Raw genomic sequence first — 15,392 nt, 5'->3', positions numbered from 1 at the left:
CTCTAAACTCCCAGTCTGTCTCTGATATTTTTCTTCATCAGAATCTTTCCGATTCCAAGGGTAAAGACCGCCGCCACAATGGCCTCCGGCACCCCGTTGATTCCGATCACGGACAGAATAAATGTGTATACCGTGCTTTCTGCTACGCCGTTTGCCTTTGCGTAGGCGTCACGGAAAAATACAAAAATCAGATTCATCACAAGCAGCGTGTTAACCAGTGCTCCGGACATGCCTGCCAGAATCAGTCCCGGTGATGATACTTTCTCACTTCTGGTCAAAGCTTTCACTCCTTTATATACATAATATGGAACCACTCCGACCAGAACTCTCGGGATAAAGCAGATGATCAGGCTGCCGATCCCTCCGCTGAATTCTCCGAGGTTATAAAACGGTGTGAATACAAACGATGTCACCGTCGGGTTCATCGTGTTGTTGATAAAACTGGTCACGCCGAAAACAAATCCAAGTACCGCTCCCTTTTTCGGCCCCATCAGAATGGATCCGATAATCACCGGGATGTGGATGATGGTCGCTCTCGTAAATCCAAGCGGGATGTATCCGAGGAAAGGGGTGAATGCCAAAATCACGATAATTGCTCCGAATAATGCCACCTGGATCATGCTGCGCACGCTCATGGACGTGCCTGCGTTTCTGCTGTCTGCTCTTTGATTCATAATTGCCTCCTTGTTATCATTCTCTTCTGAGATACAATACGTTTGGCACAGAATAGCTTCTGTTTACCTTATTCTTTTGTTTGTTTCTTTTTCTGTTCTTTTAAGATCTGGTCGACGATGTGCACGGCCGTCTCCTCTTTTGTCATCTTTTCGAGTGAGATTTCCTCATCGTCTGTGATCATGGTCACCACATTCGTATTGCCGCCGAATCCGGCGCCTTCTACTTTCAGGTTGTTCGCCACGACCATATCCAGATGTTTCTTTTTCAGTTTCTTGCGTGAATTTTCCAGCATATGTTCGGTCTCCATGGAAAATCCGCAGAGGTACTGATCCTCTCTTTTATGTTCTCCGAGATACTGGAGAATATCATCGGTCCGCTCCATTTCGATGGAAAGTGCTCCATCTTTCTTTTTAACCTTCTCATCGCTGACGTACTTCGGCCGGTAGTCCGCCACCGCGGCTGCCTTGATGATGATGTCCTGCTCCGGTGCATGAGCGGTGACCGCCTCAAACATCTCCCGGGCTGTGGTTACCGTAAGGATGTTCACAAACTCCGGCTTCTTCGTCTCCGTCGGTCCGGTCACCAGCGTGACGTCCGCGCCCCGGCGCATACAGACTGTTGCAAGGGCATATCCCATCTTCCCGGTGGAATGGTTGGTGATATAACGCACCGGATCGATGGATTCCTGTGTCGGTCCTGCTGTGATAAGTACCTTCTTCCCCGCCAGATCTTTCTCATACTGAATCTCACGCAGGATATATTCCAACAGAAGCTCCGGCTCCGGCATCTTGCCCTGGCCAGTATCCCCGCACGCCAGATAGCCACTGGCCGGGTCCACTACTTCATACCCGAAACGGCGGAGCTTGTCCAGGTTGTCCTGCACAATCGGATTGAGGAACATATTCGTATTCATCGCCGGAACGATGATCTTCCTGCACCGGCATGCCATGATAGTCGTTGTCAGCATATCGTCCGCGATCCCGTTTGCGATCTTTCCGATCACATTGGCGCTGGCAGGTGCCGCCATTACCACATCCGCCTGTTTTGCCAGAGACACATGCTCCACACTGTACTGGAAATTCCGGTCAAATGTATCGATCAGACACTTATTGCCGGTCAACGTCTCAAATGTAATCGGATTGATAAAGTTCGTTGCATTTTCTGTCATCAGCACATGGACATCTGCCTGAAGCTTTTTCAGTGCGCTTGCCAGGGACGCGATTTTGTAGGCCGCAATACTTCCGCTCACGGCAAGTATCACTGTCTTTCCTTTCAGCATAGTCTTTCCCCTTTCTTTTCCAATGTTCCTGTATTATTATAATTTCTAATACATAAAAAAGCAAACCGTTTCTTACGGCTTGCTTTCTTTGCCTTGTTTCTTTTTTCGTACATTTACAGGACATCTGTTTTTTTGATATGGAACAGTCTGGAGAAATAGTCCCCCTGCTGCTCTCTTGCTACGCCTGCAAGGCCGGAAGAGCAGTCGGAAACACTTAATCCTGCATACATCAGCTCATCTCCATAATGTACGCCGCAGTCCATTTTTGCTCCGAAACATTCCTGTACGGAGTAGACTGCCGTTTCATCCAGCCCTTTGAAGCAGATCCGTTCAAATTTGCCCTGCGGCGGCTGCATCACGCGGAAGTAGGCCATAAGACCTTCGCTTCTGTCATCCGCAATCACTTCCCAGGCTGAGTGGTTGCCCTCGAACGGACTCTTGAGCCGGTAAAAGACGCCCTTCTGGATCAGATCCCGGTACTTCTTCATAAACGCAATTTGTTCTTTCATCTGTTCCAGCTCTTCCTCCGGAAGCTTTGTGATATCCAGCTCATAGCCGAATGTTCCAAAGTACGCCACATTTCCCCGCATTTCCAGAGATGTATTCCGGAATACCTGATGGTTCGGAGAAGCGGATACGTGGCTTCCAATGCTGCTGATCGGGTATACATAAGACGTTCCGTACTGAATTTTGATCCGTTCTACCGCATCCGTGTCATCCGACGTCCACGCCTGCGGCGCGTAATAAAGCATTCCCGGATCGAATCTGGCCCCGCCGCTTGCACAGGATTCAAACAGGATCTCCGGAAATTCCTGAATCAGCCGTTCATACAGGCTGTATACTCCAAGAATATATTTATGCCGTACTTTTCCCTGATAACTTTTGGAATTTCCATTGGAGAATACCTCGGAAAATGCACGGTTCATATCCCACTTCACATAGGAAACCGGCGCATCTTGCAGGATCTTTCTCATCTGTCCGTGGATGTGATCCACCACTTCCGGTTTGGAAAAATCCAGTACATACTGATTTCTGCTGTGGCAGTAGTTCCGCCGGATATCCGCCAGAAGCCAGTCCGGATGCTCCCGGAACAGGTCACTGTCCTTGTTTGTCATCTCCGGCTCAAACCACAGACCGAATTTCATGCCCAGATCTTCGATTTTTCCGGCAAGTCCTGTAATGCCCTCCGGCAGTTTTTCCAGATTCGGATACCAGTCTCCAAGAGACGCATTGTCCCAGTTCCGCTTCCCGAACCATCCGTCATCCAGAACAAAAAGCTCTATACCAATCTCTTTTGCCTTCCGGGCGATATTCAGTATCTTTTCTTCATTAAAGTCAAAATAGGTTGCTTCCCAGTTATTGATCAGGATCGGTCTTGCCTGATCTCTCCACTTTCCTCTTGCAAGTCTGGTACGGTACAGTTCATGGTAGGTCTGACTCATTCCATTCATCCCGTGTTCAGAGTATACCATCACCATCTCCGGAGTCTGGAAGGATTCGCCCTTTTCCAGTTCCCAGCGGAATTCATTTGGATGGATTCCCATTACCACTCTTGTCACGTCGAAGTTGTCGACCTCGACCTGCGCAAGAAAATCTCCACTGTAGACAAGACTGAACCCAATCACTTCTCCGGAAAATTCATCTGCCTCTTTTCGCTTCAGCATCAAAAACGGGTTGAACTGATGGCTGCTGCATCCACGCATACTGTATACTCCCTGGGTACCGTAACACAGTTTTCTCGTATGCGGATGACGCTCCCGGTTCCATGTCCCTGCAAGTTCGACCATTTCATATTCTTTGTCCGGCAGGTCAAGGCAGCCGCTCATACAGTTTAAAAGCGTAATTCCATTCTCATTTCCGCACGCAAAACGTGCATGCCTTGTAATCACCGGGCGTCCATTGAAAATCGTGTAGGACAGCACGATCTCTGTCTTTAAGAATGTATCTTCCAGAACAATTTCCAGAGTGTCAGCCTCGCTGTCATCTTCCACATAGACAGCCGGGAGTTCTTGAATTTCTTTCTTTCCGGAATAAATTTCGTGTGTTTTATATTTAAAATCTGCGACCCTGCTTCCATCCGCACTTTCCAGTTCAAAAGCCGGATATCTTGTATCGCCGGAGCCAAAGGTTGGATATTCCTGTTTCAGATGTTCCAGGGAAAAATTACTTCTCCCTTCAAACGGGTACGGAGCCATATCTCTTGTTGCATACTCCACCAGATAGCCAAAATCTTCCCTGTCTGTGAGATGTTTCCCGAAATATACATGGCCTAACTGGCCATTTTCCAGAACTTTGATAATATAACTGATCTGTTCATTGTAAAGATGAAATTCTTTTGAAGTTTGGTGAAATTGAATCGCCATTTCATTCTCCTTTTTCCTATTCCCATTTTTCTTTATCTTATCAAAAGAGGGAACCTTTTACTAGAAAAGATTCCCTCTGCCTTAAATCACTTAATGGCTCCTCCGGTTCCCTCAATAATATATTTCTGTGCAAATAAAAAGATCAAAATTGGCGGTACGATCATAATCACAGTAATACAGAGCATCGGGACAATTTCCTGAGAGTAAACACCCTTAAATGATGCAAGACCTAATGCCAGTGTGTACTTGGATCTTTCCTGCAGGAAAATCAATGGTCCTAAGTAATCGTTCCATGCGGCAAGCATATTCAGTACACCTACCAGAATTAATGAAGGTCTCATAATCGGAACATAGATTTTATAGAAAATCTGGAAAGCATTTGCTCCGTCAATTCTCGCTGCCTCCTCGAAATCTTTCGGTACGCCCATTAAGAACTGGCGCATCAGGAAGATATAATATGCAGATCCAAACCAGGACGGGACGATCAACGGTTTCAGCGTGTTCAGCCATCCAAACATATTAAATTCCATATACTGCGGGATCATTGTAACGTCCCACGGAATCATCATTGTGGAAAGCAACAGCATGAAGAGGATGTTTTTCCCTCTGAACTGGAATCTTGCAAATCCATATGCAACAAGCGCTGCGGATACCATGGATCCTAATGCGGATCCTACCGTTACAATTACAGAGTTCTTTAAAAATGTACCGAACGGCTGAGCGTTCCATGCATCCACGTAATTCTGCCAGTTCCAGATATCCGGCAGGAAACTTGGCGGGTAGGCAACTGCCTCTGTTTCTGACTTAAATGTGGAAAAGAACATATATACGAAAGGGAACAAAAAGTAAACTGCAATCAATGTCAAAATCACATACAGTACTACTTTTGTTTTTTTAGACATTTTCATTACTTTTTCCTCCTCTTCTTTTTCTTTTTCGATCCGGAGTTCATTTCATTCTCATAGAATACCCACATGGAGGATGATTTGAATACAAGAGCGGTCAGACAGAGAATAATGATGAACATTACCCATGCATTGGCACTTGCGTATCCAAGCTTATGGTGTCTGAACGCGTTGTTGTATGTCATCAGCCCGTAGAAATATGTGGATTTCATCGGTCCGCCTCCGGTCAGCAGCATTACAAGTGTTACCTGCTGGAAAGAACTGATGATTGAAGTAATCAGGTTAAATAATAATGTAGGCGTGATGATCGGCAGTGTAATGCTGAAAAACTGTCTGACCGGACCTGCGCCGTCGAGCGCTGCCGCTTCATAGAGTTCTGCCGAAATTCCTTTGATATTCGTATAGAACACGAGCATCATGGTTCCGACTCCAAAAGCACTTACAATAACGACTGCCAGAATCGCCCATGCCGGATCTACGAGCCATTTAGGTCCCTCAATCCCGATCAGTGAAAGCAGATAGTTCAATACACCATAGTCGCTGTTTAATACCCAGCTCCAGATTACGGATGTCGCAACACCGGACACAACGGCCGGGATATAAAAAATCGTTCTGTAAACCTTGATTCCTTTTAACGGCTGGCTGATCAGCATCGCAAGGAACAAAGCGATACAAATATTCAGCGGTACAAAAATAGCGGCATATTTAATACTGATAGTCAGGGATTTTATTACCTGCTTATCCTGAGTAAACATTTCTATGTAGTTTCCCAGTCCCACAAATGTACGTTCTCCGACAACCGGCCAGTCAAAAAAGCTGATGCAAAGAGAAAAGATCAGCGGTCCTAATGTAAAGACTAAAAAGCCGATAATCCATGGAAGAATGAACAGATATGGCGTGACCGTCTTCCATTTAAATTTTTTCATGTGACTCTCTCCTTATTTCGAGGAGGAGAAGCGCTCTCCCCCTCCCTTTGTCCGTTCTTTCATGTACGGACCGGATATTTTTATTCTACAACCTTATTCGTGTGCTTCAACAACTTCATTCAGAGTATCTTTTACATCTGCAAGGCTGCTTGGATTGATAATGCTTTCAAATGCAAGCTGAACATCTGCGTCAATCTCCGTCCATCCTTCAGTAATAAAGCTTGCCGGTACATAACCTGCACAATTGTCAAGCGCTGTATAGAATGGAGCATATTTTTCGTCTTCTCTCAGACCTTCAGAGTCAACAACAGACTTTAATGCCGGTAATTCTGTATTAATACGATATTTATTCATCTCCTCACCTGTCCAGAATTTCAGGAATTCCCAAGCTTCTTCTTTGTGCTTGCTGTCTTTGGAGATTGCAATACCAGATGTATTAATAACACTGATAGAATGTTCTGTTCCTTCAAATTTCGGAATCTGGGCAATACCATAATTCAGTCCTTCTTCATCAAACTGTTTGATCGGCCATGTACCATCTACGTACATTGCTGTTTTGCCGCCCAGCATTTCTGTCTGTCCACTTTCTTCAGATGCGTATAATACGCCATCTTTTTCCATATCCTGGAATGTCTGGAATACTTCTATAGACTTGTCACTGTTGATGTTGCCGTCCAGTTTTCCATCTTCGTCAACAAACGCGGTTCCATTGCTCCACAGATACATTTCCAGTGTGTATGGAAGTGTTCCGATCGGAAGCGTAAATCCATTTACATCATCCAGCTTGGACTGAATCTGCTTAGATGCTTCTGCCACATCTTCCCATGTCCAGTCATCTGTCGGGTATTCTACACCAGCCTGATCAAACAGGTCTTTGTTGTAGTACAGACAGGATGTAACTACACTGACCGGTACACCATAAATCTGATCATTCATAGAGTTGTATGGCCAAAGTGCTTCGAAGAAATTGTTCTTGTAATCTTCTCCTTCAGCTTCAATATACTCATCGAGTGGTTCCAGGCTTTCAGAATATGTCGGGTAATCCCACATATACATAACGTCCGGTGCATCTCCTGCTCCCATACTGGCTGTCATCTTTGTGTCGAAATCAGATCCCCATCCTTCCAGAACAACTTCGATCTTGTCCTGGCTCTCATTAAACTGATCAACACATTCCTGTTGGCTGTCCAGTGTATCTCCTGTCTCCCAGGATGCAAAACGAATTTTTACTTTTCCATCACTGGTTGTGTCGCTTTCACTGTCACTTCCGCTTCCACCTCCACATCCAAGAAGCATCGTACCTGTCATCGCTGTTACAAGCCCAACTGCTGCAAGTCTTTTCATTCTCTTTTTCATGTTACTACCTCCGTTTTTTATTTTTCTTTTTTTATTTCAATCCGCCCCGCCGTAGTACAAGGAATACTTTTGATGCCTGAAAGCATCATTCTTTCTTCCTTCACAACAGTTCCGAAACAGTCAATCTGAACGACTTTGACAGCTGTTTCATTTTCTGTTCTTACATAAATTTCTTCTGCCCTTGTTCCGTTCACAATGATGGAATCTCTCTGTTGTGAGCCGATAGTAACTACCCGGCCGGTTGAATACAATGCTACGATCTCCGTCTCGTCATCTCTTACGCTGACTTCCGGATATAAATTCTGCGGTTCTTCTGCCGTCACTGCGCTCTCCTGCAGTAATGCTTTATGTTCCCGCATAAACTCCATATAATTGCGGATCATTTTTTTATGTGCATCTGTCAGATATTCCGTCTTTACGGAAAACTGCAGCGTTGAAAAAAGTGCATTTACAATCTGCAGTGCTGCTGTCTCTGGTGTCTCTCCCTCATTCCAGACAATCGGATCGCAGTGAACTGCTGTATGTTCATTCATCAGTCTCAGATCAATGCTTCCGACTCTGTTTGCAAGTCCGGATTCCGGACAGTCACAGACTCTCAACATATTTCCGTATTTCTTGATAAACGGTCCGATGTAACGCTGTCTGAATTCAATCAGAATGTTTTCATCGATCTTTTTGAGTTCTTCCATCGTCTCACCAAGCAGCTTGTCAAGCGCTGTCTGGAGGCAAACACAGTCCATATCGGCATTCGCCTTTGGTGTATCTTTTCTCTCATAGAACTCATCGATGAAATCAAGTTTCAGACCGTCAAGTCCCCATTCACGTACAGCTTTCACATAAATATTTTTTAAATATGCTCTGACTTTTTGATATCTGATATCCAAAATTCCCGTATGCTGTTCTTCATCTACCGCGATCAGCTTATCATGGAATAATTCCCACATTTTTGAATACATACCAACATAAGGAACGCTGAACCACAGCAGGTATTTCATCCCCAGCTTGTGAACATTATCTACATGCTGCTGCATATTTTTGATTTTCTTTTCAGCGACTTCCCAGTCTCCGCAGTACCCATAACCACGATTTATGTCATCAGTCTGCCAGCCGTCATCTACAATTACGGTCTTAAATCCCAGTTCCTTTGCATTGCGGCATTCCTTTTCGATCTCTTCATCTGTGATTTCCTGATGGTAAGAATACCAGAAAGAGTACATCGGCTCTTTCGCGTCTTCCGGCACAAATGCCGGCTCAAATCCGCATTCTTTCTCCCACCAGATTCCAACTTCTCTGATTGCCTGTTCATACCTGATCTTTCTGTAATCCATCAGAACAGATACTTCATAATGATCTTCATCTGCCGCCCCCACATGAATATCCACACAGCATTTCATCGTTCCGTCTTCTTCATGAACACCCAGATTCATCCTGACAATCTTTTTCGCCTCGGAAACAGCAAATGTACCGCTGTTTTTTCCATCCTCGCTGAAAAATACTACCAATGGGGCTGATACAGAACTCATGGAAACCTCTCCATGCGCCCAGTCCGCTTTCACTGTTCTGTCATATCTGCAGTTCGGATGCCATTTCCCAGCTATATCGCAGATCGGAAAACTCCATTCACAGGTAATGACCGTCTGATCCGCTCCCTCCGGAATCTGATCCAGGGATATGTTGTAAACCTGACGTCCATCCGGTAAGGATCTGGAAGTCCAGTTCAATTCTGCTTTGATATTACTTACAACTTTCATTTTGATTCTCCTTGCCTTGACTTTTTTCTGAAATACTTTTATGCTATATTTATGTAATTTTAACTTCGCTTCAAAGGAGGGACTCATATGGAAACAAATGTATATCGTGATGTTGTCGGCTTCCAGTGTCTCGACCATATTGAACATCAAACCAACGATCTGTATCTGACAAGGTGCGGCATTCAGAAATGCCCTCCAAACTATACGTGGGGTCCAAAGCTCCGCCCTCAGTACCATATGCATTTTATTCTCGATGGAAGCGGCTACTTTGAAATTGATCATCAGATCCATCATCTGAAAAAGGGACAGATCTTTCTGATTCCTCCAAATACTCAAGCCCGCTATTATGCCGACAGCCAGACACCGTGGACCTACGCTTTTATCAGCTTTCTCGGAAACAAGTCCGCACAGTATATGGAACAGGCCGGCTTCGGCTCCTCCCCATATATCCGAGACTGCAACAGCGATCCGGAAGAATACGCTGATGTTATCCGGAAAATGCTGAAAACCCATCAGCTGACCATTACCAACGAACTTTGTCGTGTCAGTCTGTTGTTTTCACTCTTTTCCATGCTGACTGCTTCTTCCCACTCAGCCGATTCCCAATATCCTCAGAAGCATCACGACTACCTTCCTGAGACATATTTTGAACACGCCCTGCAGTACATACACTTTAATTACAATAAGAATATTCACATTCAGGACATCGCCGACTATATAGGTATTACACGATCTTATCTGTTCTACATTTTTAACAAGAAACTACAGATGTCTCCACAAAAATATCTCTTAAATTATCGGATTGAACAGGCCAAAAATCTGCTCGCCTCCACCGATATATTCATTAAAGATATTGCCCATAATGTAGGATATGAAGATTCCCTAGCGTTTTCAAAAATGTTTCGCAATGCAACCGGATACTCTCCATCTGCATATCGAAAACTTAAAACCGGTTCATCTGAAAACTAATATTACTTGTCTTCTTCGGGTGTAATTATACAATCCGCACCCTGCCTTATGAATGGAAGAATGACCAATTTATATGTCCTAATGTCAAATTTTTGAGCATATCGACATAAAAACAGGTCACATTCTTCCATTTTTACAGCACATTGATAGGGGACGTGTTCCGATACACCGGAACACGTCCCCTATTGAAAAAATATAAAGTTGTTTTTAAGTTTTCTTTTCATTTCTATCACATATTTCTTTTTATTTTGTAATATTTTATTTCGTTTTCCCGTGCTATCCTCCTGCTTTACATTGCATTCTCCCTATTTAATACTTTTGTAACTTCTAATCATCTACTAGATAATTTTATTTTTTTCTCTTATTGTCAGATTTTTTTCACAGGTACACGACGTGCTCTGTTTATTGATTTGATAAGTTTTGATACTTTTCCTTTCTATTTTTACTTTTCCCCAGTATTTTCAAGGGTTTCCAGGATTTTTGGTATTTTAAAATGTTGTTATTACAACGATTATCGGGGACGTGTTCCAATGCGTCGGAACACGTCCCCGATAAATTAATGTCCCCGATAAATTACGATAAGTTCTATCGTACAATGCGGTAGTACGTGTGTGAGGTAATGGTGTAAATGATAAAGTATATGGCCGCGAAGGTGAGTGTGACGGCTATGGTGCATTGTGCGAAGATAGTCTGGTTGATAAGGTTCAATGCGCGCATGATATCGACGAGTGCCGGGAAGGCTGCAGCGGTGTGCATTGCTGCCATCAAGAGCGGCAGGAAAAAGACCTGCAGGATTTGTCTTCGGATGGTGGATCGGATTTCGTCGTTGGTCATGCCGACTTTTTTCATGATCTGGTATCGTTCTCTGTCGTCGAATCCTTCTGTAATCTGTTTGTAGTAAATGATAAGTGATGCTGCGATCAGGAAGAGGATGGAGAGGAAGATTCCAATGAACAGAAAGGTGCCGTATTGTTCGTAATAGTGTGCCCTTGCCTGGTCAATGTTGTCGACTGTCATCAGGCGCTCTACGTCTTCAACGAGATTTTCTCTTAATGTTTTGAAAAAGGTATCTTTCTCTGCATCTGTCCCTTCTATATTATAGTAGTATTCGTAGGTAATTTCTCTGCTTCCCGCCCTGGTGTCTGCATAGCGTTCATTGTAAGCGTTCAGGACTGTTTCCATCGATTTCAGATCAGGCAGAATGACAGCCATGAAGTTTGCGTCTGACAGGTAAAGTGCCTCGTTCCAGATGCCGGGATCGTCAACGGTGGTTCTGACGTTCCAGCTTAATTGATCCAGTGTCAGCGTTTCTGAAACCTGGTTTTTGTTTTTTTCATAAACAGCCGCCTCTCCCTTCGCCAGGTCCAGTTTTTCTCCTGTGTTTTTGCTGTAATCGTCCTGTGTCAGGAATGCAAATACATAAAGTTTTGAGGCATCTGCCTGTTCTCCGTCGGACAGTGTAAATGTTCCGTTTGCTTCCTGAAATCCTGCCATCCACAGCTGCTTGTACCCGAATCCTTCCGTTACCTTGACACCGGTTCTGTCAGCATGTTTCTGGACAGCCTCCTGCAGTACCGTACCATTACTTTCCTGTCCGTCAAGGATACAGCTACTCATGTAATCTCTTGGAAAGCGTTTTTCCAGAATGTCTTCTTCGCCTAGATACAGGCTGAAGCTTGTGGAGATGGATACAATCACGGCTGTAGATAAAATACAGATCGTTGCAAGTCCTGCGGCATTTTGTTTCATTCGGTAAATCATTCCTGAAATCGTGATAAAATTTCTCGGCCGGTAATAAAGTCTCTCCTGTTTTTTCATCCATTTCAGGAATGCAATGCTTCCCGCAAGAAACAGCAGGTAGGTAGCTGCAATCACCAGTACGACAGCCGGCAGAAATATTTTGAGTGTCTCATAGACTCCCTGTGCTCCGATAGCAAATGTATACCCTGCCGCAAGGAGGACAACACCGAGGATTGCCGGCAGTTTCCGTACTTTTGGTTCTTTTTCCCCCTCTTTTGCCCCCTGCAGAAATTCGATCGGGTTCGTTCTTACAACAGATAAAATATTATAAATCAGAACAATCAGATACAGAATTCCGAAGGTCCGGCAGGTGCTTCCTACTGCATCGATCGGGATTTCAAACCGAAGGTCTGACGGAATGCGAAGCATGGACAAAAAGATCAGGAAGACAAGCTGGCTGAGCAATGCTCCGGCGATCATGCCGCCAACAAGTCCGCGCAGAGCTGTAATCAGGACTTCCCAGAACATCATCGTGGACAGATGGCGTTTTTCCATGCCCAAAACGCAGTACAGCCCGATTTCCTTTTTTCTCTGCCGGATGACAAAGCTGTTCACATAGAACAGAATAATGCATGCCATAATCACGGCCACAATCGTGCAGAAATTTAAAATCATATCCGAATTGGATCCTTGTGTCGTCTCGTATTTCAGCATCATGGAGCGGATGCTTTTTAAAATATAATACATGCTGACAATCAGTATATTTGCCAGCGTATACGGAAAATAAATCTGGCGGTTCTTTTTGAGGTTTGATCGTGCCAGTTTGAAATATAAGGAATTACGCATGTGTTTTCCCTCCCGACGCCATCACGGTCAATGTTTCGGAAATGCTTTTGAACATCTCCTCCCTGCTCTTATCTCCTCTGTAAATCTGATGATATACGATGCCGTCTTTGATAAAGAGTACCCTTCCGGCGTGGCTTGCCGCTTTTGTACTGTGGGTCACCATGAGAATCGTCTGGCCTGCCCGGTTAATCTGTTCGAACATGTTTAAAAGTTCATTAGATGCCCGGGAATCCAGTGCCCCGGTCGGTTCATCCGCAAGCACGAGCCTCGGTTCTGTAATCAGTGCCCTTGCAATTGCAGTTCTCTGTTTTTGTCCTCCCGAAATTTCATATGGAAATTTTTCCATCAGATCGTCAATCCGCAGCACTTTCGCAAGGGGCATCACCCGTTTTTTCATTTCTTCCGGCTTTGCCCCTGCCAATACCAACGGCAAAAAAATATTGTCTTTGACAGAAAGAGTGTCCAAAAGATTAAAGTCCTGAAAGACAAATCCCAGATTTTTTCTCCGGTAAGACGCCAGATCCTTTTCCCGGATATTCTGAAAGGAAAGTCCGTTTAAAATGATTTCCCCGCCCGTCGGCCGGTCAAAGGAGGCCAGCAGATTTAACAGCGTCGTCTTTCCAGATCCGGATTCCCCCATCACCGCAGTGAATTCTCCTTCTTCTATCGTAAAGGATACATCTCTTAATGCCTGCACCTGATTGGTCCCGAACCGGTTTGTATATGTTTTTTTCAGATGTCTGACTTCCAGTAATGCCATATCCATCCTCTCCCTTTCTTCTTTTTCTTTTCTGCCATTATTATAAGAAAAAAAGAAAGTGGATGCCATCGATCGGGCTTACACTTTCTCTTTCTATTCTTACACCGGTGTAAGATTTCTGTCACACCGTATCCAGCTGAACTCTTTTTGTATCGATCCGGACGGTCGTCCCTTTTCCTGCTTCGGAAGTGATCCGGACCGGATGTCCGAGAAGATCGGCTGCGGATTTCACAAGGGACAGTCCGATGCCGGTGGAACGTTTATCGAGTCTTCCATTATATCCGGTATATCCCCACTCGAATACCCGCGGAAGATCCTCAGGCAGAATTCCGATTCCGGTATCCCGAACCACCAGAGTGCCTTCTCCTTCCCGAAAAACGGAAACGCCACCCTGCTTCGTATATTTTACTGCATTCGTCAAAATCTGCTCCAGAATAAACACAAACCACTTCTCGTCCGTCAGAACATCAAAATCCAGATTTTCCCCGATCTGAAGGGAAATCTTCTTATGTATAAACAGTTCCGAGGTATTCCGGACCGCCTGTTTTACCAGATCCCCGGCCCGGTAATGGCTGAACCGCAAATCGTTTCCGCCCTTTTCCAGTTTCTGGTAGTGCAGAGCCATGGCAATATACTGCTCGATCTGTAACATCTCATGGCGCATGGCCTCCTTGTCCGGCTCCTCTTCCTGCAGCAAAAGCCCCATCACAGATACCGGCGTCTTGATCTGGTGGCTCCAGCGTGTATAGTAGGCATCCTCTTGTTTCCGCTTTGCCTGTTCCCTGCTTTCGTGTTCCCGCCAGAACCACTCCCGCTTCCTGATAATCTCCTGATACTGCGCTTCCACCCCGTTCCACGCCCGCGGGAATTCCACGCTTTCCATCTCTATTGTTTCTTCCAGCTGCTTCATCCATCTCCATTTTTTCCTGTAAGCAAAAAATCCTGCTCCCCAGACCAGAAGAAAGAATGCGGTGGAAAGAAGCATCGTATAGACGGCCGGTCCCCACGGAAGTCCGTAGAGGGAATAGACCGCCCACTCCAGAATCAAAATTCCGAAAAAGAAGGCTTCTGTCCTGCGCGCGGCATGCAGGTACGAGACAAAGCAGTTATTCTTCCACATAATATCCCACACCTTTCTTCGTGAGAATATAGTCTTTCAGGCCGATCTCTTCCAGCCTTCTCCGAAGTCTTGTCACATTTACAGTCAACGTATTGTCATCGATATAACTTTCTGTCTCCCAGAGATTTCGGATCAGTTCTGTCCGCTCTATGATCTTCCCCGGATGTTCCAGAAGCGTCCGCAGAATCCCGAATTCATTCTTTCCGAGTTCCAGTTTCTGATCCCCGAAAGCAAGTATCTGCGAATCCAGGTTCAGGGTCACTCCTTTGTGGGCCAACACCTCCGGGCTGGACACCCCGAATGTGTATGCCCTCCTGAGCACGGCCTGAATCTTTGCCGTCAATACATCCATCCGGAACGGTTTTGCGACAAAATCATCCGCCCCCAGTTGGATTGCCATCACAAGATTCATATCATCGCCGGAGGAGGACAGAAAAATCACCGGCACCTGACTCACTTTCCGGATTTCCCCGCACCAGTAATATCCGTTATAAAACGGAAGGGAGATATCCATCAGGACAAGCTGCGGTTCAAATGATTGAAATTCATCCATGACATTTTGAAAATCAGTAATCCCCCGGGCAAGATATCCCCATTTTTCCAGATTTCTCTTCAGGATTTCCACCATCATCTCATCATCTTCCACAAGCAGAATACGGTATTTCATACATTCTCCTCCCTTCTTCGTGCGTTTTTACTATA

General features: G+C 45.0%; 12 protein-coding genes. 1 reads left to right on the top strand and 11 read right to left on the bottom strand.

Features of this window, described 5'->3' with window-relative positions; all coding sequences use genetic code 11:
- Nucleotides 1–2: 2 nt before the first annotated feature.
- The 7 genes from H6A32_RS03515 to H6A32_RS03485 form a co-directional block, all read right to left on the bottom strand.
- Nucleotides 3–674, bottom strand: coding sequence for an ECF transporter S component (locus H6A32_RS03515; protein WP_242958968.1), 672 nt, complete (start codon nt 672–674; stop codon nt 3–5).
- A gap of 68 nt (nt 675–742) precedes the next feature.
- Entirely contained in the window at nt 743–1,954 is a 1,212-nt protein-coding gene (gene coaBC, locus H6A32_RS03510; RefSeq protein WP_204863773.1) for a bifunctional phosphopantothenoylcysteine decarboxylase/phosphopantothenate--cysteine ligase CoaBC, read from the bottom strand.
- 113 nt (nt 1,955–2,067) lie between these two features.
- Nucleotides 2,068–4,317 (bottom strand): alpha-galactosidase, encoded by a 2,250-nt coding sequence (locus tag H6A32_RS03505; RefSeq protein WP_204863772.1) that lies wholly within the window; start codon nt 4,315–4,317, stop codon nt 2,068–2,070.
- An 86-nt stretch (nt 4,318–4,403) separates the two neighbouring features.
- Nucleotides 4,404–5,225 (bottom strand): carbohydrate ABC transporter permease, encoded by an 822-nt coding sequence (locus H6A32_RS03500; protein ID WP_087252677.1) that lies wholly within the window; start codon nt 5,223–5,225, stop codon nt 4,404–4,406.
- Nucleotides 5,225–6,148, bottom strand: coding sequence for a carbohydrate ABC transporter permease (locus H6A32_RS03495; RefSeq protein ID WP_204863771.1), 924 nt, complete (start codon nt 6,146–6,148; stop codon nt 5,225–5,227). The genes H6A32_RS03500 and H6A32_RS03495 overlap by 1 nt, the downstream gene beginning before the upstream one ends.
- 93 nt (nt 6,149–6,241) lie before the next feature.
- Nucleotides 6,242–7,504, bottom strand: a complete 1,263-nt coding sequence (locus H6A32_RS03490) for an ABC transporter substrate-binding protein (RefSeq protein ID WP_204863770.1) — start codon at nt 7,502–7,504, stop codon at nt 6,242–6,244.
- A gap of 17 nt (nt 7,505–7,521) precedes the next feature.
- Nucleotides 7,522–9,255: a glycoside hydrolase family 36 protein gene (locus H6A32_RS03485; protein ID WP_204863769.1), complete on the bottom strand. Its 1,734-nt coding sequence runs from the start codon at nt 9,253–9,255 to the stop codon at nt 7,522–7,524.
- A gap of 87 nt (nt 9,256–9,342) precedes the next feature.
- Here H6A32_RS03485 and H6A32_RS03480 point away from each other — a divergent pair, with 87 nt between their 5' ends.
- Nucleotides 9,343–10,224, top strand: a complete 882-nt coding sequence (locus tag H6A32_RS03480) for an AraC family transcriptional regulator (RefSeq protein WP_087167222.1) — start codon at nt 9,343–9,345, stop codon at nt 10,222–10,224.
- Nucleotides 10,225–10,809: 585 nt separating this feature from the next.
- Here the strand turns inward: H6A32_RS03480 and H6A32_RS03475 are convergent.
- The 4 genes from H6A32_RS03475 to H6A32_RS03460 form a co-directional block, all read right to left on the bottom strand.
- Nucleotides 10,810–12,810, bottom strand: a complete 2,001-nt coding sequence (locus H6A32_RS03475; RefSeq protein WP_204863768.1) for an ABC transporter permease — start codon at nt 12,808–12,810, stop codon at nt 10,810–10,812.
- Nucleotides 12,803–13,570, bottom strand: a complete 768-nt coding sequence (locus H6A32_RS03470; RefSeq protein WP_087252750.1) for an ABC transporter ATP-binding protein — start codon at nt 13,568–13,570, stop codon at nt 12,803–12,805. The genes H6A32_RS03475 and H6A32_RS03470 overlap by 8 nt, the downstream gene beginning before the upstream one ends.
- A 121-nt stretch (nt 13,571–13,691) precedes the next feature.
- Nucleotides 13,692–14,690 carry a sensor histidine kinase gene (locus tag H6A32_RS03465; protein ID WP_087167220.1) on the bottom strand — a complete coding sequence of 333 codons (999 nt, stop codon included), beginning with the start codon at nt 14,688–14,690 and terminating at the stop codon, nt 13,692–13,694.
- Nucleotides 14,677–15,357: a response regulator transcription factor gene (locus tag H6A32_RS03460; RefSeq protein ID WP_087252670.1), complete on the bottom strand. Its 681-nt coding sequence runs from the start codon at nt 15,355–15,357 to the stop codon at nt 14,677–14,679. The genes H6A32_RS03465 and H6A32_RS03460 overlap by 14 nt, the downstream gene beginning before the upstream one ends.
- Nucleotides 15,358–15,392: the final 35 nt, after the last annotated feature.

The sequence above is a fragment of the Drancourtella massiliensis genome (genome assembly GCF_016900655.1).
Lineage (GTDB): Bacteria > Bacillota > Clostridia > Lachnospirales > Lachnospiraceae > Sellimonas > Sellimonas catena.
The sequence above is the reverse complement of the archived record's forward strand: the minus strand, read 5'-3'. Positions and strand labels throughout refer to the sequence as shown.

Coding starts and splice junctions, on each gene's coding strand:
- H6A32_RS03515 (WP_242958968.1), bottom strand. CDS start 674: ATGAATCAAAGAGCAGACAGCAGAAACGCAGGCACGTCCATGAGCGTG.
- coaBC (WP_204863773.1), bottom strand. CDS start 1,954: ATGCTGAAAGGAAAGACAGTGATACTTGCCGTGAGCGGAAGTATTGCG.
- H6A32_RS03505 (WP_204863772.1), bottom strand. CDS start 4,317: ATGGCGATTCAATTTCACCAAACTTCAAAAGAATTTCATCTTTACAAT.
- H6A32_RS03500 (WP_087252677.1), bottom strand. CDS start 5,225: ATGAAAATGTCTAAAAAAACAAAAGTAGTACTGTATGTGATTTTGACA.
- H6A32_RS03495 (WP_204863771.1), bottom strand. CDS start 6,148: ATGAAAAAATTTAAATGGAAGACGGTCACGCCATATCTGTTCATTCTT.
- H6A32_RS03490 (WP_204863770.1), bottom strand. CDS start 7,504: ATGAAAAAGAGAATGAAAAGACTTGCAGCAGTTGGGCTTGTAACAGCG.
- H6A32_RS03485 (WP_204863769.1), bottom strand. CDS start 9,255: ATGAAAGTTGTAAGTAATATCAAAGCAGAATTGAACTGGACTTCCAGA.
- H6A32_RS03480 (WP_087167222.1), top strand. CDS start 9,343: ATGGAAACAAATGTATATCGTGATGTTGTCGGCTTCCAGTGTCTCGAC.
- H6A32_RS03475 (WP_204863768.1), bottom strand. CDS start 12,810: ATGCGTAATTCCTTATATTTCAAACTGGCACGATCAAACCTCAAAAAG.
- H6A32_RS03470 (WP_087252750.1), bottom strand. CDS start 13,570: ATGGCATTACTGGAAGTCAGACATCTGAAAAAAACATATACAAACCGG.
- H6A32_RS03465 (WP_087167220.1), bottom strand. CDS start 14,690: ATGTGGAAGAATAACTGCTTTGTCTCGTACCTGCATGCCGCGCGCAGG.
- H6A32_RS03460 (WP_087252670.1), bottom strand. CDS start 15,357: ATGAAATACCGTATTCTGCTTGTGGAAGATGATGAGATGATGGTGGAA.